Source organism: Serratia sp. B501, from assembly GCF_051172315.1.
GTDB classification, from domain to species: domain Bacteria; phylum Pseudomonadota; class Gammaproteobacteria; order Enterobacterales; family Enterobacteriaceae; genus Serratia; species Serratia ureilytica.
On the sequence record NZ_JBPIZB010000002.1, the window covers coordinates 592,379 to 612,272 of the forward strand.

Here is a 19,894-nt window from a genome sequence, read left to right on the forward strand (position 1 = left end):
CGCGCCCGGTGATGTTCTTTTTTTTATTTTTTATTGTTGAAGAGGCGACATAACATGCAACTCCCACACTGCCCGAAGTGCAACTCCGAATACACCTACCAGGACAATGCCCTGTTCATCTGCCCTGAGTGCGCCCACGAGTGGAGCGACAGCGCCCCGGCGGAAGATCAGGACGCGCTGATCGTCAAAGACGCCAACGGCAACCTGCTGGCGGACGGCGACGCGGTCACCGTGATCAAGGACCTGAAGGTTAAAGGCAGCTCCTCGATGCTGAAGATCGGCACCAAGGTGAAAAACATTCGTCTGGTGGAAGGCGATCACAACATCGACTGCAAAATCGACGGTTTCGGCCCGATGAAACTGAAATCCGAGTTCGTGAAAAAGAACTGATCCTCGGCGGCCTTGTCCTGTGATGACGCGGCGGGCTTTGCGCCCCGCCGCGTTTTTTCCTTATCTTCCCTTGAATTCCGCCGACGGCGCACAGATAGATCAGCGGTAAACTTGCGCCGTTGCGGCGCACCATGAATAATTCAAGAAAGAGAGTATTCAGGCTCGCCCTGAACGCGCGCGTCCCGGACGCGCTATGTGACATCAACCAGGCCCGATGTGACCTAGAGGAATAGTTTGAACGTCGCAACACAAGAAATTATGTTGGAGCCCGCAGACAACAAGCGTTTGCTCAGCCTGTGCGGCCCGTTTGATGACAACATCAAGCAACTCGAGCGCCGATTGGGCATCGAAATCAATCGTCGCGACAACCGCTTCAAGCTGGTCGGCAAAAACCTGTGCGTGGTCGCCGCCGCCGATATCCTGCGCCATCTGTACGTGGATACCGCGCCGATTCGCGGCGTGATCCCGGATATCGATCCGGAGCAAATCCATCTGGCTATCAAAGAGAGCCGGGTGCTGGAACAGGTGGCGGACAGCGTGCCGGATTACGGCAAGGCGGTCACCATCAAAACCAAGCGCGGCATGGTGAAACCGCGCACGCCTAACCAGGCGCAGTACATCGCCAACATTCTCGATCACGACATCACCTTCGGCATCGGCCCGGCCGGTACCGGCAAAACCTACCTGGCGGTCGCCGCCGCGGTGGATGCGCTGGAACGCCAGGAAATTCGCCGCATTCTTCTGACCCGTCCCGCGGTCGAAGCCGGCGAAAAGCTGGGCTTCCTGCCGGGCGATCTGAGCCAGAAGGTCGATCCTTATTTGCGCCCGCTGTACGACGCCCTGTTCGAAATGCTGGGCTTCGAGCGCGTGGAGAAGCTCATTGAGCGCAACGTGATCGAAGTCGCGCCGCTGGCCTATATGCGCGGCCGTACGCTGAACGACGCCTTTATCATTCTGGATGAGAGCCAGAACACCACCATCGAGCAGATGAAGATGTTCCTGACGCGCATCGGTTTCAACTCGAAGGCGGTCATCACCGGCGACGTCACCCAGATCGACCTGCCGCGCAACCAGAAATCCGGCCTGCGCCACGCGGTGGAAGTGCTGTCGGACGTGGAAGAACTGAGCTTCAACTTCTTCCACAGCGAAGACGTGGTGCGCCACCCGGTGGTGGCCCGCGTGGTCATCGCTTATGAGGCCTGGGAAGCGGCCGAACAGAAACGCAAAGACGCGATTGCCGAACAACGTAAGCGCGAGGCGCTCGCCGCCTCCGAGCAGGAGACACCATGAGTCAGGTGATTTTGGATCTGCAGATTGCCTGTGAAAGCAGCGACGGCCTGCCGGATGAAGCCACGTTCCAGCGCTGGCTGGAAGGCGTGCTGCCGCAATTTCAGGAAGAGGCCGAGGTCACCGTGCGTCTGGTGGACGAAGCGGAAAGCCACGAGCTGAACCTGACCTATCGCGGCAAAGACAAGCCGACCAACGTGCTCTCTTTCCCGTTCGAGGCCCCGCCGGGCATCGAACTGCCGCTGCTCGGCGATCTGATCATCTGCCGCCAGGTGGTTGAACAGGAAGCGATTGAGCAAGGCAAGGCGTTGGAGGCCCACTGGGCGCATATGGTTGTCCACGGCAGCCTTCATCTGCTAGGGTATGACCACATCGAAGACGATGAAGCCGAAGAAATGGAGTCTTTGGAAACCGAAATCATGCACGGACTGGGCTATCCTGATCCGTACCTGGCGGAAAAAGACCCCGTCTGACGTCAGCCGTTTACCTTACAGCCCCTAACGGGGCTGTCGCTGACGCCCCTTAACTCTGACATGAGTGACAGTAACGAAAACGCCATGAGCGACGACCATTCACAAAGCAATGACAGCCCCAGTCCCAAGAAGGGGTTCTTTACTCTTATCCTTAACCAGCTGTTCCACGGCGAGCCCAAAAACCGTGGCGATCTGGTCGAGCTGATCCGTGATTCCGAACAAAACGACCTGATCGATCCCGATACCCGCGACATGCTGGAAGGCGTGATGGATATCGCCGAACAGCGCGTGCGCGACATCATGATCCCCCGCTCCCAGATGGTGACGCTCAAGCGCAACCAGACGCTGGAAGAGTGCCTGGACGTGATTATCGACTCCGCCCACTCGCGCTTCCCGGTGATCAGCGAAGACAAAGATCACATCGAAGGCATCCTGATGGCCAAGGATCTGCTGCCGTTCATGCGCGCAGACTCCGAGCCGTTCAGCATCGACAAAGTGCTGCGCACCGCGGTGGTGGTGCCGGAAAGCAAGCGCGTCGACCGGATGTTGAAAGAGTTCCGCTCCCAGCGCTACCACATGGCGATTGTCATTGACGAATTCGGCGGCGTGTCCGGCCTGGTCACCATCGAAGACATTCTGGAACTGATCGTCGGCGAGATCGAAGACGAATACGACGACGAAGACGATCTGGATATCCGCCAGCTCAGCCGCCACATGTACACCGTACGCGCGCTGGCACCGATCGAAGACTTCAACGAAGCCTTCGGCACCCATTTCAGCGACGACGAGGTTGATACCATCGGCGGTTTGGTGATGCAGGCCTTCGGCCATCTGCCTGCGCGCGGGGAAACCATTGAAATCGAAGGTTACCTATTTAAAGTTGCCATGGCAGACAGTCGACGTATCATCCAGGTTCATGTAAAAATTCCGGACGACTCTCCACCACCGAAACTGGAAGATTAAATCCAACATGGCTAAAGCCTCATTACTTGAACGCCAGTGGGTTCGCGCCCTGCTGGCGCTGTTGTCAGGTGCCGGCGGGACGCTGGCGTTCTCGCCCTACGATTTCTGGCCCGCGGCCATCGTCTCCCTGTTCGGCCTGCTGGCCGTTACCCTCAATCGCACCACCAAACAGTCCGCCCTGCTCGGCTTTGTCTGGGGCTTCGGGTTGTTCGGCAGCGGGATCAACTGGGTGTATGTCAGCATCGCCGATTTCGGCGGCATGCCCTTCGCCGTCAACGTCTTCCTGGTGGCGCTGCTCGCCGCTTACCTGTCGCTGTATACCGGGCTGTTCGCCGGGCTGCTGACCCGCCTGTGGCCGGCGACCCGCTGGTGGCGGCTGGCCATCGCCGCGCCGGCGCTGTGGCAGGTCACGGAATTCCTGCGCGGCTGGGTGCTGACCGGCTTCCCGTGGCTGCAGTTCGGCTATAGCCAGATCAACGGCCCGCTGAAAGGCATCGCGCCGCTGCTGGGCGTCGACGCCATCACCTTTGTGCTGATGGCCATCGCCGGCCTGCTGGTGTACGCCGTCAATCAGCGCCGCCTCTCGGCGGCGGTGCTCGCCGCCGCGCTGCTGCTGTTGCCATGGCCGCTGCGCCAGCTGCAGTGGTTTACTCCGCAGACGGATAAAGCGGTGAATGTCGCCATGGTGCAAGGCAACATCGCTCAATCGATGAAATGGGATCCGAAAGCGCTGGTCAGCACGCTGCAAACCTATCTGGACGAAACCCGTCCCTACATGGGCAAGGCGCCAATCGTCATCTGGCCGGAATCCGCCATCCCGGATTATGAAGCCAATCAGAACGGCTTCCTGACGATGATGGACGACCTGATGCGGGCGAAGAACAGCAGCCTCATCACCGGCATCGTCGACGTGCGCGCCACGCCGCAGGGCCAGCAAATCTACAACAGCGCCATCGTGCTCGGTGAACCGACGCCGTACAGGTACCCGGCCAACGATCGCTACAACAAGCACCACCTGGTGCCGTTCGGCGAGTTCGTGCCGCTGGAGACGCTGCTGCGGCCGCTGGCGCCGTTCTTCGACCTGCCGATGTCCTCCTTCAGCCGCGGCGACTACGTACAACCGCAGCTCAGCGTACGCGGCTACAACCTGACGGCGGCCATTTGCTACGAAATCGTGTTGGGCCAGCAGGTGCGCGATAACTTCCGCCCGGACACCAACTTCCTGCTGACCATCTCCAACGACGCCTGGTTCGGCCACTCCATCGGCCCATGGCAGCACTTCCAGATGGCGCGCATGCGGGCGCTGGAACTGGGCCGGCCGCTGCTGCGCAGCACCAACAACGGCGTCACCGCCGCAGTGGACGCGAACGGCGACGTGATCGCCGAGATCCCGCAGTTCACTCGTCAAGTGCTTGAAGTGAAGGTCACACCGACCACCGGCGTCACGCCTTACGCGCGTTTCGGCGCCGCGCCGCTGTGGGTGATCACCCTGTTGCTGGGCGGTTGGGCGCTGATGTTGGGCCTGCGCCGCAAATAGTCCTCTTCGCCGGGGCGCGCCCGCCGCGCCCCGCGTTTCCGTAAACGTTCCCCCACCTCGGTCAGAAAACGTCGTTAAATCAACGCGGCTGGCACACTCCTTGCTTTATCTAAGGTGACATCGCACGTCGGTTAACTTTTGCTGACGTTTTGTCGCACCCGTGCACATTTTGGAGGCGCCGAACGCACCATGCAGGTGCGTCGGGGTTTGGTTGCATTGATTTGGTGCGCGCGGCGTCTCAAAAAATGAAACATTTTAGTTTCAAGATATTCACAATCGGTTATTTTTTAACGGCTATCCGTTCTAAGACTATCTTTATAACCTGAGCAATAAATAGTCGATTTAAACCTGACGCTCTTTAGTCAGAGCCACCACAACAGCAAAGGAGTTGGACCATGCAAATGCGTAAATTGGCGTTATCGTTACTGCTGCTCGGTATGGCAGGTAGCGTGGCGCACGCGGAAGACCTGACCGGTACGCTGAAGAAAATCAAAGACAACGGCGTTATCGTTGTCGGCCACCGCGAATCGTCTGTGCCCTTTTCCTACTACGACAACCAGCAAAAAGTTGTGGGCTACTCTCAGGACTACTCCAACCAAATCGTTGAAGCCGTTAAGAAAAAGCTGAATGCACCGAATCTGCAGGTGAAAATGCTGCCGATTACCTCGCAGAACCGCATCCCGCTGCTGCAAAACGGCACCTATGACTTCGAATGCGGTTCTACCACCAATAACGTAGAGCGCCAGAAACAGGCCGCCTTCTCCGACACCATCTTTGTGGTCGGCACCCGCCTGCTGGTGAAGAAAGGCTCCGACATCAAAGACTTTAAAGACCTGGCCGGCAAACCGGTGGTGGTCACCTCCGGCACCACGTCCGAAGTGTTGCTGAACAAACTGAACGACAGCGGCAAAATGAACATGCGCATCATCAGCGCCAAAGACCACGGCGACTCCTTCCGCACCCTGGAAAGCGGCCGCGCGGTGGCCTTCATGATGGATGACGCCCTGCTGGCGGGCGAGCGCGCCAAAGCCAAGAAGCCGGATCAATGGGAAATCATCGGCACGCCGCAGTCGAAAGAAGCCTACGGTTGCATGCTGCGTAAAGACGATCCTGAGTTCAAGAAACTGGTCGATGACACTATCGCCCAGGCGCAAACCTCCGGTGAAGCGGCCAAGTGGTTTGATAAATGGTTCAAGCAGCCTATTCCACCGAAAAACCTCAACATGAACTTCGAGCTGTCGGACGACATGAAGCAACTGTTCAAAGCGCCTAACGACAAAGCGTTGAACTAACTCAATAGAATAAAGCCGGGGCGGCCGCCAAGCCAAACCGGCCCAGTTGATGACTGGGACAGACAGGAATGAGGGAGGCCGTTCCCCTCCCTCATTTTCCCCAAGGCGCGTCACCGATCTCCGCACACAACAAGCCAGCCCGACTGGCCGCGCGGCGATCGGCGCCTATCAAGTCATCACTTTTCGGCGCCCTGCGCCCGTTTATCGGAGTTTGTTATGTCAATAGATTGGAACTGGGGTATCTTCCTGCAGCAGGCCCCGTTTGGGAACACCACTTACCTCGGCTGGATCTGGTCCGGCTTTCAGGTCACGGTGGCCCTCTCCGTCTGTGCATGGATTATCGCTTTCTTCGTCGGTTCGCTGTTCGGTATCTTGCGTACCGTGCCCAACCGCTTTCTTTCCACTCTCGGCACCTGTTACGTCGAACTGTTCCGCAACGTGCCGCTGATCGTGCAATTCTTTACCTGGTATCTGGTGATCCCCGAGCTGCTGCCGGCCAATATCGGCACCTGGTTCAAGACCGAGTTGGATCCCAACGTGCAGTTCTTCGTCTCTTCCATGCTCTGTCTGGGGCTGTTTACCGCCGCCCGCGTTTGCGAGCAAGTGCGCGCCGCCATTCAATCCCTGCCGCGCGGCCAGAAAGCCGCCGGGTTGGCGATGGGCCTGACGCTGCCGCAAACCTACCGCTACGTGCTGTTGCCAAACGCCTACCGGGTTATCGTGCCGCCGATGACCTCGGAGATGCTCAACCTGGTCAAAAACTCCGCCATCGCCTCCACCATCGGCCTGGTGGACATGGCCGCACAGGCCGGCAAGCTGTTGGATTACTCCGCACACGCCTATGAATCCTTTACCGCCATTACGTTGGCTTATATCGGCATCAACGCCGTGATCATGCTGTTTATGCGTCTGGTCGAAAAGAAAGTGCAGTTGCCTGGCAACCTGGGGAGTAAATAATGTACGAATTTGACTGGGCGTCGATCGTCCCAAGCTTCCCTTATCTGCTGCAGGGCATGGCGATCACGCTGAAGATCACCGTGACCGCCATCGTGGTCGGCATTCTGTGGGGCACCGTGCTGGCGGTGATGCGTCTGTCGCCGTTCAAGCCCATCAGCTGGTTCGCCACCCTGTATGTCAACCTGTTCCGCTCGGTGCCGCTGGTGATGGTGCTGCTGTGGTTCTATCTGGTGGTTCCAAGCTTATTACAACAGGTTCTAGGCCTGTCGCCGAAAACCGATATTCGCCTGATCTCGGCTATGGTAGCCTTTTCCCTGTTTGAAGCGGCCTATTACTCGGAAATCATCCGCGCCGGTATCATCAGCATCTCGCGCGGCCAATCCTCCGCCGCGTTGGCGCTGGGCATGACGCATTGGCAATCCATGCGGCTGGTGATCCTGCCGCAGGCGTTCCGCGCCATGGTGCCACTGCTGCTGACCCAGGGCATCGTCCTGTTCCAGGATACCTCGCTGGTTTACGTACTGAGCCTGGCCGACTTCTTCCGCACCGCATCGACCATCGGCGAACGCGACGGCACCCAGGTTGAAATGATCCTGTTCGCCGGCTTTGTCTATTTTGTTATCAGCCTCGCCGCCTCGGCGCTGGTAAGCTATTTGAAGAAAAGGACTGTTTGATGATATCCCTGAAAAATGTTTCCAAGTGGTACGGTCACTTTCAAGTGTTGACCGATTGCACCACCGAAGTGAAAAAAGGCGAAGTGGTCGTCGTCTGCGGTCCTTCAGGTTCCGGCAAGTCCACCCTGATCAAAACCGTCAACGGCCTGGAGCCGATCCAGCAGGGAAGCATCCTGGTGAACGGCACGCCCGTCAACGACAAGAAAACCAACCTGGCGCAGCTGCGCGCCAAGGTCGGCATGGTGTTCCAACACTTTGAACTGTTCCCGCACCTGTCCATTATCGACAACCTGACGCTGGCGCAGGTAAAAGTGCTCAAGCGCGACAAGACCGCCTCACGCGAGAAGGGCCTGAAGCTGCTGGAACGCGTCGGCCTGTCCGCCCATGCCAACAAGTTCCCCGGTCAGCTCTCCGGCGGCCAGCAACAGCGCGTCGCCATCGCCCGCGCGCTGTGCATGGATCCGATCGCCATGCTGTTCGACGAACCGACCTCGGCGCTCGATCCGGAAATGATCAACGAAGTGCTGGACGTGATGGTCGAGCTGGCGAACGAAGGCATGACCATGATGGTGGTGACCCACGAAATGGGCTTCGCCCGCAAGGTGGCGAACCGCGTGATCTTTATGGACGAAGGCAAAATCGTCGAAGACCGCAACAAAGACGATTTCTTCAACAACCCCGAGTCCGATCGCGCCAAGGACTTCCTCGCCAAGATCCTGCACTAAGTTCTCGCTATGCGCCCCGCCAGGGGCGCATCTTTTCTCCCGGCACGAAAAGCGCTTGTATCTCCTCGTTTTTGATCCGATGCTCGCCGGATAACAAACAGAGGAGAAAGAACATGCCCCGCCCTATTATCATCGATTGCGATCCCGGCCTCGACGACGCCATCGCGCTGGCTATGGCGCTGCGCTCGCCGGAGCTGGACGTCAAAGCCATCACCACCTCCGCCGGCAACCAGACGCCGGAGAAAACCCTGCATAACGCGCTGGGTCTGCTGACCCTGATGCAGCGCGAGGACATCCCTGTCGCCGCCGGCGCCGCTCGCCCGCTGATGCGCGAGCTGGTGATCGCCGACTATGTCCACGGCAAAACCGGCATGGGCAACACCCACCTGCCGACGCCGACCCTCAAACCCGATCCCCGCGGCGCCGTCGAGCTGATCGCCGACCTGCTGCGCGCCAGCCCGCAGCCAATCACCCTGGTGGTGACCGGCCCGATGACCAACATCGCCCTGCTGTTGGCCCAGCACGCCGAGCTGAAAAGCCGTATCGAGCGCATCGTATTTATGGGCGGCGGCATGAATGCCGGCAATACCACGCCGGTGGCGGAATTCAATATCTTCGTCGATCCCGAAGCCGCCGAGATGGTGTTGAAATCTGGCGTGCCGCTGACCATGGCCGGGCTGAACGTCACCCATCAGGCGCTGGTGCTGCCGCAGGATATCGAGCGCATTCGTCAGATAGCCAATCCGGTCGCGCAGGCGGTGGCGGAGATGCTCGATTTTTACCTGCCGCTTTATCTCAGCCACCCGCGCGGCCTGCCTGGCGCGGCGATGCACGATCCCTGCACCATCGCCTGGCTGCTGGCGCCGCAGCTGTTTACCGGCATTGAACGCTGGGTCGGTGTGGAAACCAAAGGGGAGTACACCGTCGGCATGACGGTGGTGGACTATTTCCAGCAAACCGGCAACGCGGCCAACGTGGAAGTGCTGACCGGCATCGATCGCGCAGGCTTTATCGATCTGCTGGCCGAGCGCGTCGCGCGTTATTGAAGAACCTCTCGGGGCGCGCTCGCGCCATCATTCAACTTTTTTGATTTAACTCAGCGAATTTTTGCGCTATCACTGTTGATGGCTTGCCTCTACCATGCGTTTACACCGATTGACATCGTTACCAATTACACTTCGCCTGGAGATAAGCCAATGAGCCGCGTACTGGTCCTGAAATCAAGTATTCTGGGTGAATATTCCCAGTCTGGAAAATTAGTCGATTTTTTTGTTGAACAATGGCGTGAAGCTCATCCGGAAGACACTTTCACCGTGCGCGACTTGGCCAACCCAACGCTGCCGGAGCTGGATGGCGAAGTGATGGCCGGCTTTACCGCCGGCGACAAACCGTTGACGCCGCATCAGCAAAGCACCCTGGCGCTGTCCGATGAGCTGATTGCCGAGCTGAAGTCGCACGACACGCTGATCATCAGCGCCCCGATGTACAACTTCAACATCCCGACGCAGCTGAAGATCTACTTCGATCTGATCGCCCGCGCCGGTCAGACGTTCCGCTACACCTCCGCCGGCGCCGAAGGGCTGGTGACGGGCAAAAAAGCGATCGTCATCTCCAGCCGCGGCGGCATCCACGCCGACACGCCGACGGATCTGATCACCCCGTACGTGAAACTGTTCCTGGGCTTTATCGGCATCACCGACGTTGAATTCGTGCTGGCGGAAGGCTTCGCCTACGGCCCGGAAGCGGCGGAGAAAGCCGCCCAGGACAGCCGCATCGCGGTCGCGCAGAAAATCCCGGCCGGCGTCGCCGTCCCGGCCAGCGCACCGGCGCCGGCAAACGTCGCCCAAGAAGCCGTCAGCGGCGGCTTCCTGAGCAACCTGCTGAAGAAACTGTTCCGTTAACGGTAAACGTCAGCGTTCCCCGCCGCGGCGGGGGACATCATCAGGGTTCAAATGGCCGACGCTGGAACTGGTCGTGACCGCATTTCGGGCAGAGCGGCAGCACTTCCGGCGTGTAAAACGCCAGGTGGTAGTGACACTGCTCGCAGACCAGATTGCCCAGCCCCACCACTTCACCGCTGTGATACACGCCGTGGTGGCTGACATCCTTGAACACCTCGCGCCACTCCAGCTGGGTTTTATCGGTGATATCCGCCAGTTCCTGCCACAGGCTCTCCTTAATCACCCGCATAAACACGCTGTCGGTAAACTCGTCCCGGCTTTCCTGATAGCTGCGGGCGAACTCTTCCAGATCGCGCCGCACCGCCTGCGTCACCTGCCGCACCTCGTCGCGCGTCAGATCTTCGGCCTCGTTCAACCGCCGCTCCGCGCTGGCCACCAGTTCGTCGATATCGCGTTCGCCGTTTTTCAGACGTTCGGTCAGCGATGCCACCAATTCGCGGTAATACTGAGCAACCTTGTTCATAGACTCTCCTCGATAAACGCTGCGCCGGACTTGGCCATGGGGATACCCTTAAGCTACTTGTTCTTATTTTAGCCGTAAATGACTGATGTCACTTGGCAAGACGCGGGATCCGCAGGTTGTGAGCCGCGTCATGGCGGCGTTTTTTTTAAATGCGCCGAGTCAGGCGCTTGGAGTTGTTGCCGGGAGGTCTTATCAGCTATGCTATGCGGATCTACGAATACTAAATGTTCATTGCGTTGCCTCTGACCGGGGCAACGGTTTACACCTACAGGACCACCGGCCGCCATGCAAGAGCAATACCGTCCAGAAGACATAGAATCGAACGTACAGCTTCACTGGCAAGAGAAGCAGACTTTCAAAGTTACCGAAGACGACAGCAAGGAAAAGTACTACTGCCTATCCATGCTGCCTTACCCGTCCGGCCGACTGCACATGGGCCACGTTCGTAACTACACTATCGGCGACGTGATCTCGCGCTATCAGCGCATGCTGGGCAAAAACGTACTGCAGCCGATCGGCTGGGATGCGTTCGGCCTGCCGGCGGAAGGCGCGGCGGTGAAAAACAACACCGCGCCGGCCCCGTGGACCTACGACAACATCGAATACATGAAGAACCAGCTGAAACTGCTGGGCTTCGGCTACGACTGGGATCGCGAAATCGCCACCTGCCAGCCGGAATACTATCGCTGGGAACAGTGGTTCTTCACCAAGCTGTATGAAAAAGGCCTGGTCTACAAGAAGACCTCGGCGGTGAACTGGTGTCCGCACGATCTGACCGTGCTGGCCAACGAACAGGTTATCGACGGCTGCTGCTGGCGCTGCGACACCAAGGTCGAGCGTAAAGAGATCCCGCAGTGGTTCATCAAAATCACCGCCTACGCCGATCAGCTGCTGAACGATCTGGACACGCTGGAAAGCTGGCCGGAGCAGGTGAAAACCATGCAGCGCAACTGGATTGGCCGCTCCGAAGGCGTGGAAATCACCTTCGACGTGGCTGGCAGCGAAGAGAAGCTGACGGTTTACACCACCCGTCCCGACACCTTCATGGGCGCCACCTACGTGGCGGTCGCCGCGGGCCACCCGCTGGCGCAACAGGGCGCACACAACAACCCGGCGCTGACCGACTTCATCGACGAATGCCGCAACACCAAAGTGGCCGAAGCCGAAATGGCGACGATGGAGAAGAAAGGCATGCCGACTGGCCTGTTCGTTGTCCATCCGCTGAGCGGCGAGAAGCTGCCGGTGTGGGTCGCCAACTTCGTGCTGATGGAATACGGCACCGGCGCCGTGATGGCGGTGCCGGCGCACGACCAGCGCGACTGGGAATTCGCCACCAAATATGATTTGCCGATCAAACCGGTGATCCTGAACCTCGACGGCAGCCAGCCTGACGTGAGCGCCGAAGCGATGACCGACAAAGGCGTGCTGTTCAACTCCGGCGAGTTTGACGGTCTGGACAACGAAGCGGGCTTTAACGCCATCGCCGACAAACTGGTCGCCAAAGGCGTCGGCCAGCGCAAGGTCAATTACCGTCTGCGCGACTGGGGCGTTTCCCGTCAGCGTTACTGGGGCGCGCCAATCCCGATGGTGACGCTGGAAGACGGCACCGTGATGCCGACGCCGGAAGATCAGCTGCCGGTGATCCTGCCGGAAGACGTGGTCATGGACGGCATCACCAGCCCGATCAAGGCCGACCCTGAGTGGGCGAAGACCACCGTCAACGGCCAGCCGGCGCTGCGTGAAACCGACACCTTCGACACCTTTATGGAGTCTTCCTGGTACTACGCGCGCTACACCTGCCCGCAGTATGACCAGGGCATGCTGGATCCGGCCGCCGCCAACTACTGGCTGCCGGTCGATCAATATATCGGCGGCATCGAGCACGCCATCATGCACCTGATGTACTTCCGCTTCTTCCACAAGCTGATGCGCGATGCGGGCCTGGTGGATTCCGATGAGCCGGCCAAGCGCCTGCTGTGTCAGGGCATGGTGCTGGCCGACGCCTTCTACTACACCGGCAACAGCGGCGAGCGCGTCTGGGTATCCCCGGTTGACGCCACCGTCGAGCGCGACGACAAAGGCCGCATCATCAAGGCCACCGATCCGCAAGGCCGTGAACTGGTCTATGCTGGCATGAGCAAAATGTCGAAGTCGAAGAACAACGGCATCGACCCGCAGGAGATGGTGGAAAAATACGGCGCGGACACCGTGCGTCTGTTCATGATGTTCGCTTCACCGGCAGAAATGACGCTGGAGTGGCAGGAATCCGGCGTGGAAGGGGCTAACCGCTTCCTGAAGCGCGTATGGAAACTGGCCTACGATCACGTGGAAAAAGGCGCGGTGCAGCCGCTGGACGTGGCGTCGCTGAACGAAGAGCAGAAAGCGCTGCGCCGCGATCTGCACAAAACCATCGCCAAAGTGACCGACGATATCGGCCGCCGCCAGACCTTCAACACCGCGATCGCCGCCGTGATGGAGCTGATGAACAAACTGGCCCGCGCGCCGCAGGAGAGCGAGCAGGATCGCGCGCTGCTGCAGGAAGCGCTGCTGGCCGTCGTTCGCATGCTGTATCCGTTCACCCCACACGTGTGCTTCGCCCTGTGGCAGGCGCTGGGCGGCGAAGGCGACGTGGACACCGCGCCATGGCCGGTTGCCGACGAGCAGGCGATGGTCGAGGACTCCAAGCTGGTGGTGGTGCAGGTGAACGGCAAGGTTCGCGCTAAAATCACCGTATCTGCCGATGCGACCGAAGAGCAAGTGCGCGCGCGCGCTGCCGAAGAGCATCTGGTGGCTAAATATCTGGACGGCGTCACGATTCGCAAAGTGATCTACGTTCCGGGCAAACTGCTTAACCTGGTTGTGGGTTAACACAAGGAGGAGTTGTGCGACAACGTATTCTGACGCTGTTGCTGGGGTTGGCGGTGCTGGTCACCGCCGGCTGCGGTTTTCACCTGCGTGGCACCACGCAGGTGCCTAATGAAATGAAAACGCTGATCCTGGACAGTTCGGATCCTTATGGGCCATTGACGCGCGCGGTGCGTGAGCAACTGCGTTTGAACGCCGTGACCATCGTCAGCGATCCGAAGCGTAAAGACGTGCCTTCTCTGCGCATCGTCGGCGCGACGGAAAGCCAGGATACCGCCTCGATCTTCCAGGACGGTAAAACCGCCGAGTATCAGCTGGTGCTGACCGTGCAGGCCCAGGTGCTGATCCCGGGGCACGACCTGTATCCGCTGTCGGTGAAAGTGTTCCGTTCGTTCTTCGACAACCCGCTGACCGCGCTGGCCAAAGACTCCGAGCAGGAGATCATTCGCCAGGAAATGCGTGAGCAGGCGGCGCAACAGCTGGTGCGCAAACTGCTGACCGTGCACGCGGCGGAAGAAGAAAACCGGCAAAAAGCCGCTGCCGTCGGCGAACGAGCGGCAAGCCAAACCGCACAATGATCCGCATTTATCCGGAACAACTTGCCGCGCAGCTCCGAGAGGGGCTGCGCGCTTGTTATTTATTGAGCGGCAATGAACCGCTGCTTCTGCAGGAAAGCCAGGATCTGCTCCGGCAGGCCGCGCAACAGCAGCAGTTCAGCGAGCACTACAGCATTTCCCTCGACGCCCATACCGACTGGGACGCCATCTTCGGCATCTGCCAGGCGATGAGCCTGTTCGCCAGCCGCCAGACGCTGCTGCTGATTTTCCCGGAAAACGGCCCAACGGCGCCGATCGGCGAACAGCTGACCAAGCTCGCCACCCTGCTGCACGAGGATATTCTGCTGATCCTGCGCGGCCCGCGCCTCACCAAAGCGCAGGAAAACAGCGCCTGGTTCAAGGCGCTCAGCCCGCACGGCGCCCTCGTCAGTTGCCAGACGCCGGAGCAGGCACAGCTGCCGCGCTGGGTCGCCACGCGCGCCAAGGCGATGAAGCTGGAGTTGGACGACGCGGCCAATCAGCTGTTGTGCTACTGCTACGAAGGCAACCTGCTGGCGCTGTCGCAGGCGCTGGAGCGGCTGTCGCTGCTGCACCCGGACGGCAAGCTCACCCTGCCGCGCGTCGAGCAGGCGGTGAACGACGCCGCCCACTTCACGCCGTTCCACTGGCTGGACGCCTTGCTGGCCGGCAAGAGCAAGCGCGCCTGGCATATTTTGCAGCAGCTGCAGCAAGAGGATGTCGAGCCGGTGATCCTGTTGCGCACCCTGCAGCGCGAACTGCTGCTGTTGCTGACGCGTGCGCAGCGCCGCATGGCGTCCGCGCCGCTGCGCACGCTGTTCGATCAGCACAAGGTCTGGCAGAACCGCCGCCCGCTAGTGACCCAGGCGCTGCAACGCCTGTCCGGCGCCCAGCTGCAGCAAGCGGTACAGCTGCTGACGCAAATCGAGCTGACCCTCAAGCAGGACTATGGCCAGTCGGTCTGGCCGGAACTGGAAACCCTGTCGATGCTGCTGTGCGGCAAACCCCTGGCCACGAGTTTTACCGATGCCCACTAATCCGGAACACCCCACCGTATTGCACGCGCTGTTTGGCGGCACCTTTGATCCGATCCACTACGGCCATCTGCGGCCGGTGGAGGCGCTGGCCGCCGAAGTGGGCCTGAATCGCGTTACGCTGCTGCCTAACCACGTGCCGCCGCACCGCCCGCAGCCCGAGGCCAACGCACAGCAGCGCTTGAAGATGGTCGAGCTGGCGATCGCCGGCAATCCGCTGTTCGCGGTCGACGATCGCGAACTGCATCGCACCACCCCCTCCTACACCATCGAGACGTTGGAAACGATTCGTAAAGAGCGTGGCGCCGCCCAGCCGCTGGCGTTTATTATTGGCCAGGACTCGCTGCTGACGCTGCATAAATGGCATCGCTGGCAGGCGCTGTTGGACGTCTGCCATCTGCTGGTGTTGGCGCGCCCGGGCTATAACGATCGCATGGACACGCCGGAACTGCAGCAGTGGCTGGAACGTCATCGCACCGCCGACCCGGCGCTGCTCAGCCGCCGCCCGCACGGCCATATCTATCTGGCCGATACGCCGGAGCTGGAAATTTCCGCCACCGAGATCCGCCAGCGCCGCCATCAGGGCCTCAACTGCGACGATCTGCTGCCGCGCCCGGTGCAGCGCTATATCGAGTTGCAGGGTTTATATCGCTAGCGAAAGGTGCGTGATATACTGCGCCGCTATTTTTCAGGTATCCGCTGAAAACCCCGGAAACCTTAGCTGGCCGGGCAGTCACCAGTTAGCTGGCTTTCAGCGGCAGCCTGCCGAAACCTTTATCCGGTTACGCCGCGGCGCGCGTATGTTGCTCGCCGCAGCCGACTGAACAGAACACACCCGAGGGGGAACCTTTGCAAGGTAAAGCGCTCCAAGATTTCGTCATCGATAAAATCGATGACCTCAAAGGCCAAGACATTGTCGCTCTGGACGTACAGGGCAAATCCAGCATCACCGATTGCATGATCATCTGCACCGGCACGTCGACTCGCCACGTGATGTCGATCGCCAGCCACGTGGTGCAGGAATCCCGCGCCGCGGGCATGGAGCTGTTTGGCATGAAAGGCCAGGAAGCCTCCGACTGGATCGTGGTCGATCTGGGCGAAGTGATCGTGCACGTGATGCAGGAAGAAAGCCGTCGCCTGTACGAGCTGGAAAAACTCTGGAGCTAAGCGGTGAAACTGCAATTGGTGGCGGTCGGCACCAAAATGCCAGACTGGGTGCAAACCGGCTTTATGGATTACCTGCACCGCTTTCCCAAAGATATGCCGTTTGAGCTGACCGAGATCCCGGCCGGCAAACGCGGCAAAAACGCCGACATCAAACGCATTCTGGACAAGGAAGGCGAACAAATGCTGGCGGCCGTGGGCAAAGGCAACCGCATCGTTACGCTGGATATCCCAGGCACGCCGTGGGAAACGCCGCAGCTGGCGCAGCAGCTTGAGCGCTGGAAGCAGGATGGCCGCAACGTCAGCTTGCTGATCGGCGGCCCGGAAGGGCTGGCGCCCGCCTGCAAAGCCGCTGCCGAGCAGAGTTGGTCGCTTTCTCCGTTGACACTGCCGCATCCTTTGGTGCGCGTCCTGGTGGCCGAAAGCCTCTACCGCGCCTGGAGTATTACTACAAATCATCCTTACCACCGGGAATAGCCGGTGGTGACCGTGACAGAGTGAAATAAAGCAGCGGGATGAAAATAGAACGTAACCCTTTTCGCGACTATACGGCTGAATCCGCCCTGTTTGTACGCCGCGCCCTGGTGGCGTTCTTGGTCATCCTGGTGCTGTCCGGCATCCTGATCGCCAACCTGTATAATCTGCAAGTGGTCCGCGTCGAGGATTACCGCACCCGCTCCAACGAAAACCGCATCAAGCTGGTGCCCATCGCGCCCAGCCGCGGCATTATCTACGATCGCAACGGCACTCCGCTGGCGCTCAACCGCACCATTTATCAGCTGGAACTGATGCCGGAAAAGGTCGACGATCTCAAAGCCACGCTGCAGGCGCTGCGCCCGGTGGTCGACTTGACCGATGACGACATCACCAATTTCGAAAAAGAGCGCAAGCGCTCGCGCCGTTTCGTCTCCATTCCGGTGAAAACCGCCCTAAACGAGGTGCAGGTCGCCCGCTTTGCGGTCAATCAGTTCCGCTTCCCGGGTGTGGAAGTGAAGGGCTATCAACGCCGCTACTACCCCTACGGATCCGCCCTCACCCACGTCACCGGCTATGTGTCGAAGATCAACGACCGCGACGTCGAACGCCTGGATAAAGACGGCAAACTGGCCAACTACGCCGCCACCCACGATATCGGCAAGCTGGGTATCGAACGCTATTACGAAGACACGCTGCACGGCAAAACCGGCTATGAAGAGGTCGAGGTCAACAACCGCGGCCGGGTGATCCGCCAATTGCACGAGCAACCGCCCTCCGCCGGTCAGGACGTTTACCTGACGCTCGATCTTGATCTGCAGCGCTATATCGAGCAGCTGCTGGTCGGCAGCCGCGCCGCGGTGGTGGTGAGCGATCCGCGCACCGGCGCCATCCTGGCGATGGTCTCCAACCCGAGCTACGATCCGAACCTGTTCGTCGATGGCATTTCCAGCAAGGACTATCAGGGGTTGCTGAACGATCCGAATCGCCCGCTGATCAACCGCGCCACCCAAGGGGTCTACCCGCCCGCCTCGACGGTGAAGCCTTATATCGCGGTGTCGGCGCTGAGCGCCGGGGTGATCACCAAAAACACCGTGGTGTTCGATCCCGGCTGGTGGCAATTGCCCGGCTCGGAAAAACGCTTTCGCGACTGGAAGAAATGGGGCCACGGCCGCCTGAACGTCACCAAGGCGCTGGAAGAGTCCGCAGATACCTATTTCTACCAGGTCGCTTATGACATGGGGATCGATCGGCTGTCGACCTGGCTGACCAAATTCGGTTACGGCCAGTACACCGGCATCGATCTGTCCGAAGAGCGCTCCGGCCTGATGCCGACGCGCGAATGGAAGCAGAAACGCTATAAAAAACCGTGGTATCAGGGCGACACCATTCCGGTAGGCATCGGCCAGGGTTACTGGACCGCGACGCCGATCCAGATGGCCAAGGCGCTGAACACCCTGATCAACGACGGCACCGTCAAAACGCCGCACCTGCTGCAGAGCACCCGCATCAACGGCGCGCTGGTGCCGTTCAAACAGGAAGAAAACACGCAGATCGGCGATATTCACTCCGGCTTCTGGGAAATTGCCAAAGACGGCATGTACGGTGTGGCCAACCGTCCGAACGGGACGGCGCGCAAATACTTTGCGGACGCACCTTATAAAGCCGCGGCGAAATCGGGTACCGCACAGGTATTCGGCTATGAAACCTACAACGCCCACAAACTGGCGGAGCACCTGCGCGATCACAAACTGATGACCGCCTTCGCACCGTTCAACAACCCGACGGTGTCAGTCGCCATCATTCTGGAAAACGGCGGCTCCGGTCCGGCGGTGGGGACCATCACCCGCCAGATCCTCGACCACATTCTGCTGGGCGACAACAATACGCAATTGCCAAGCGAGGCCCCGCTGCCGCCTGGCGTAGAAGGTGACTAAGGTAGAACATGACTGAAAGCCAACAAAAAGGCTCGATCTGGACCAAAATCCACATCGACCCGACGTTCCTGCTGCTGATCCTGGCCCTGTTGGTCTACAGCGCCTTCGTGATGTGGAGCGCCAGCGGCCAGGACATCGGCATGATGGAGCGCAAGATCGGGCAGATCGTCATGGGGCTGATCGTGATGGCCGTCATGGCGCAGATCCCGCCGCGCGTGTACGAAAGCTGGGCGCCCTATCTGTATATCTTCTGCGTGATTTTGCTGATCCTGGTGGACGCCTTCGGGCAGATCAGTAAAGGCGCGCAGCGCTGGTTGGATCTCGGCGTAGTGCGCTTCCAGCCGTCGGAAATCGCCAAGATCGCCGTGCCGCTGATGGTGGCGCGCTTTATGAACCGCGACGTCTGCCCGCCTTCGCTGAAAAACACCGCCATCGCGCTGGTGCTGATCTTCCTGCCGACGCTGCTGGTGGCCGCGCAGCCGGATCTGGGCACCTCTATCCTGATCGCCGCTTCCGGCCTGTTCGTACTGTTCCTGTCCGGCATGAGCTGGAAGCTGATCGCCGTCGCCGCCGTCGCGCTGGCGGCCTTCATCCCGGTGCTGTGGTTCTTCCTGATGCACGGCTATCAGCGCGACCGCGTCATGATGCTGCTCGATCCGGAGAGCGACCCGCTCGGCGCCGGTTATCACATCATTCAATCCAAGATCGCCATCGGCTCCGGCGGCCTGTCCGGCAAGGGCTGGCTGCACGGCACCCAGTCACAGCTGGAGTTTCTGCCGGAGCGCCATACCGACTTTATCTTCGCCGTCCTGGCCGAAGAGCTGGGGCTGATCGGGGTGCTGGTGCTGCTGGCGCTTTACCTGCTGGTGATCATCCGCGGGCTGATGATCGCCGCCAAGGCGCAAACCACCTTTGGCCGCGTCATGGTCGGCGGCTTGATGCTGATTTTGTTCGTTTATGTCTTTGTTAACATCGGTATGGTCAGTGGCATTTTGCCGGTAGTTGGCGTACCTTTGCCTCTGGTCAGTTACGGGGGTTCGGCGCTGATAGTGTTGATGGCCGGTTTCGGCATCATCATGTCGATCCACACGCATCGGAAAATGCTGTCTAAAAGTTTATAAGA

Annotated in this window: 20 protein-coding genes; 19 read left to right on the forward strand and 1 reads right to left on the reverse strand. The window is 59.7% G+C overall.

What is annotated here, in order from left to right; translation table 11 throughout:
- Positions 1-54: 54 nt before the first annotated feature.
- The 11 genes from ACSBQV_RS09365 to ACSBQV_RS09415 all read left to right on the forward strand — a co-directional run bounded on the left by ACSBQV_RS09365 (position 55) and on the right by ACSBQV_RS09415 (position 10,199).
- The gene (locus ACSBQV_RS09365) at positions 55-390 is read left to right on the forward strand and encodes a zinc ribbon domain-containing protein YjdM (RefSeq protein WP_004939967.1); all 336 of its coding nucleotides are present in this window, start codon (positions 55-57) and stop codon (positions 388-390) included.
- A 258-nt stretch (positions 391-648) separates the two neighbouring features.
- A complete protein-coding gene (locus ACSBQV_RS09370; RefSeq protein WP_170853105.1) occupies positions 649-1,680 on the forward strand; it encodes a PhoH family protein in 1,032 nt (343 codons plus the stop codon).
- The gene (gene ybeY, locus ACSBQV_RS09375; protein WP_004939970.1) at positions 1,677-2,150 is read left to right on the forward strand and encodes an rRNA maturation RNase YbeY; all 474 of its coding nucleotides are present in this window, start codon (positions 1,677-1,679) and stop codon (positions 2,148-2,150) included. The genes ACSBQV_RS09370 and ybeY overlap by 4 nt, the downstream gene beginning before the upstream one ends.
- 84 nt (positions 2,151-2,234) lie before the next feature.
- The gene (gene corC, locus ACSBQV_RS09380; protein ID WP_004939973.1) at positions 2,235-3,113 is read left to right on the forward strand and encodes a CNNM family magnesium/cobalt transport protein CorC; all 879 of its coding nucleotides are present in this window, start codon (positions 2,235-2,237) and stop codon (positions 3,111-3,113) included.
- A gap of 7 nt (positions 3,114-3,120) precedes the next feature.
- Positions 3,121-4,650 (forward strand): apolipoprotein N-acyltransferase, encoded by a 1,530-nt coding sequence (lnt, locus tag ACSBQV_RS09385; RefSeq protein WP_099785392.1) that lies wholly within the window; start codon positions 3,121-3,123, stop codon positions 4,648-4,650.
- Between the two features lie 395 nt (positions 4,651-5,045).
- On the forward strand, positions 5,046-5,942 hold the full coding sequence (locus ACSBQV_RS09390; RefSeq protein WP_099785394.1) for an amino acid ABC transporter substrate-binding protein: 897 nt from the start codon (positions 5,046-5,048) through the stop codon (positions 5,940-5,942).
- 216 nt (positions 5,943-6,158) lie between these two features.
- On the forward strand, positions 6,159-6,899 hold the full coding sequence (locus ACSBQV_RS09395; RefSeq protein WP_004939979.1) for an amino acid ABC transporter permease: 741 nt from the start codon (positions 6,159-6,161) through the stop codon (positions 6,897-6,899).
- Positions 6,899-7,573 carry a glutamate/aspartate ABC transporter permease GltK gene (gene gltK / locus ACSBQV_RS09400; protein WP_015376945.1) on the forward strand — a complete coding sequence of 225 codons (675 nt, stop codon included), beginning with the start codon at positions 6,899-6,901 and terminating at the stop codon, positions 7,571-7,573. The genes ACSBQV_RS09395 and gltK overlap by 1 nt, the downstream gene beginning before the upstream one ends.
- Positions 7,573-8,298, forward strand: a complete 726-nt coding sequence (locus ACSBQV_RS09405; protein ID WP_004939983.1) for an amino acid ABC transporter ATP-binding protein — start codon at positions 7,573-7,575, stop codon at positions 8,296-8,298. The genes gltK and ACSBQV_RS09405 overlap by 1 nt, the downstream gene beginning before the upstream one ends.
- Before the next feature lie 113 nt (positions 8,299-8,411).
- Positions 8,412-9,344 (forward strand): pyrimidine-specific ribonucleoside hydrolase RihA, encoded by a 933-nt coding sequence (gene rihA, locus ACSBQV_RS09410; RefSeq protein ID WP_033651153.1) that lies wholly within the window; start codon positions 8,412-8,414, stop codon positions 9,342-9,344.
- Positions 9,345-9,494: 150 nt separating this feature from the next.
- Complete coding sequence (locus ACSBQV_RS09415) at positions 9,495-10,199, forward strand: FMN-dependent NADH-azoreductase (RefSeq protein WP_033642164.1); 705 nt, start codon at positions 9,495-9,497, stop codon at positions 10,197-10,199.
- A gap of 40 nt (positions 10,200-10,239) precedes the next feature.
- On the opposite strand, the gene ACSBQV_RS09420 is transcribed toward ACSBQV_RS09415, so the two are convergent.
- Positions 10,240-10,722, reverse strand: a complete 483-nt coding sequence (locus ACSBQV_RS09420; protein WP_025301844.1) for a zinc ribbon-containing protein — start codon at positions 10,720-10,722, stop codon at positions 10,240-10,242.
- A 285-nt stretch (positions 10,723-11,007) separates the two neighbouring features.
- Here ACSBQV_RS09420 and leuS point away from each other — a divergent pair, with 285 nt between their 5' ends.
- The 8 genes from leuS to mrdB all read left to right on the forward strand — a co-directional run bounded on the left by leuS (position 11,008) and on the right by mrdB (position 19,892).
- The gene (gene leuS / locus ACSBQV_RS09425) at positions 11,008-13,590 is read left to right on the forward strand and encodes a leucine--tRNA ligase (RefSeq protein WP_046686566.1); all 2,583 of its coding nucleotides are present in this window, start codon (positions 11,008-11,010) and stop codon (positions 13,588-13,590) included.
- Positions 13,591-13,604: 14 nt separating this feature from the next.
- A complete protein-coding gene (gene lptE, locus ACSBQV_RS09430; protein ID WP_033633932.1) occupies positions 13,605-14,165 on the forward strand; it encodes an LPS assembly lipoprotein LptE in 561 nt (186 codons plus the stop codon).
- On the forward strand, positions 14,162-15,199 hold the full coding sequence (gene holA, locus ACSBQV_RS09435) for a DNA polymerase III subunit delta (RefSeq protein ID WP_434991435.1): 1,038 nt from the start codon (positions 14,162-14,164) through the stop codon (positions 15,197-15,199). Before lptE ends, holA begins: the two co-directional genes overlap by 4 nt.
- Positions 15,189-15,851: a nicotinate-nucleotide adenylyltransferase gene (nadD, locus tag ACSBQV_RS09440; RefSeq protein WP_015376938.1), complete on the forward strand. Its 663-nt coding sequence runs from the start codon at positions 15,189-15,191 to the stop codon at positions 15,849-15,851. Before holA ends, nadD begins: the two co-directional genes overlap by 11 nt.
- Before the next feature lie 194 nt (positions 15,852-16,045).
- Entirely contained in the window at positions 16,046-16,363 is a 318-nt protein-coding gene (gene rsfS / locus ACSBQV_RS09445) for a ribosome silencing factor (RefSeq protein ID WP_004940001.1), read from the forward strand.
- 3 nt (positions 16,364-16,366) lie between these two features.
- Positions 16,367-16,837, forward strand: a complete 471-nt coding sequence (rlmH, locus tag ACSBQV_RS09450) for a 23S rRNA (pseudouridine(1915)-N(3))-methyltransferase RlmH (RefSeq protein ID WP_004940002.1) — start codon at positions 16,367-16,369, stop codon at positions 16,835-16,837.
- A gap of 38 nt (positions 16,838-16,875) precedes the next feature.
- Positions 16,876-18,771, forward strand: coding sequence for a peptidoglycan DD-transpeptidase MrdA (gene mrdA, locus ACSBQV_RS09455; protein ID WP_099785401.1), 1,896 nt, complete (start codon positions 16,876-16,878; stop codon positions 18,769-18,771).
- A gap of 8 nt (positions 18,772-18,779) precedes the next feature.
- Positions 18,780-19,892, forward strand: a complete 1,113-nt coding sequence (gene mrdB / locus ACSBQV_RS09460) for a peptidoglycan glycosyltransferase MrdB (protein WP_004940006.1) — start codon at positions 18,780-18,782, stop codon at positions 19,890-19,892.
- Positions 19,893-19,894 lie beyond the last annotated feature (2 nt).

Bases quoted from the DNA above. Each gene is read 5' to 3' on its own strand.
- ACSBQV_RS09365 (WP_004939967.1), top strand. From the start codon at position 55: ATGCAACTCCCACACTGCCCGAAGTGCAACTCCGAATACACCTACCAG.
- ACSBQV_RS09370 (WP_170853105.1), top strand. From the start codon at position 649: ATGTTGGAGCCCGCAGACAACAAGCGTTTGCTCAGCCTGTGCGGCCCG.
- ybeY (WP_004939970.1), top strand. From the start codon at position 1,677: ATGAGTCAGGTGATTTTGGATCTGCAGATTGCCTGTGAAAGCAGCGAC.
- corC (WP_004939973.1), top strand. From the start codon at position 2,235: ATGAGCGACGACCATTCACAAAGCAATGACAGCCCCAGTCCCAAGAAG.
- lnt (WP_099785392.1), top strand. From the start codon at position 3,121: ATGGCTAAAGCCTCATTACTTGAACGCCAGTGGGTTCGCGCCCTGCTG.
- ACSBQV_RS09390 (WP_099785394.1), top strand. From the start codon at position 5,046: ATGCAAATGCGTAAATTGGCGTTATCGTTACTGCTGCTCGGTATGGCA.
- ACSBQV_RS09395 (WP_004939979.1), top strand. From the start codon at position 6,159: ATGTCAATAGATTGGAACTGGGGTATCTTCCTGCAGCAGGCCCCGTTT.
- gltK (WP_015376945.1), top strand. From the start codon at position 6,899: ATGTACGAATTTGACTGGGCGTCGATCGTCCCAAGCTTCCCTTATCTG.
- ACSBQV_RS09405 (WP_004939983.1), top strand. From the start codon at position 7,573: ATGATATCCCTGAAAAATGTTTCCAAGTGGTACGGTCACTTTCAAGTG.
- rihA (WP_033651153.1), top strand. From the start codon at position 8,412: ATGCCCCGCCCTATTATCATCGATTGCGATCCCGGCCTCGACGACGCC.
- ACSBQV_RS09415 (WP_033642164.1), top strand. From the start codon at position 9,495: ATGAGCCGCGTACTGGTCCTGAAATCAAGTATTCTGGGTGAATATTCC.
- ACSBQV_RS09420 (WP_025301844.1), bottom strand. From the start codon at position 10,722: ATGAACAAGGTTGCTCAGTATTACCGCGAATTGGTGGCATCGCTGACC.
- leuS (WP_046686566.1), top strand. From the start codon at position 11,008: ATGCAAGAGCAATACCGTCCAGAAGACATAGAATCGAACGTACAGCTT.
- holA (WP_434991435.1), top strand. From the start codon at position 14,162: ATGATCCGCATTTATCCGGAACAACTTGCCGCGCAGCTCCGAGAGGGG.
- nadD (WP_015376938.1), top strand. From the start codon at position 15,189: ATGCCCACTAATCCGGAACACCCCACCGTATTGCACGCGCTGTTTGGC.
- mrdA (WP_099785401.1), top strand. From the start codon at position 16,876: ATGAAAATAGAACGTAACCCTTTTCGCGACTATACGGCTGAATCCGCC.
- mrdB (WP_004940006.1), top strand. From the start codon at position 18,780: ATGACTGAAAGCCAACAAAAAGGCTCGATCTGGACCAAAATCCACATC.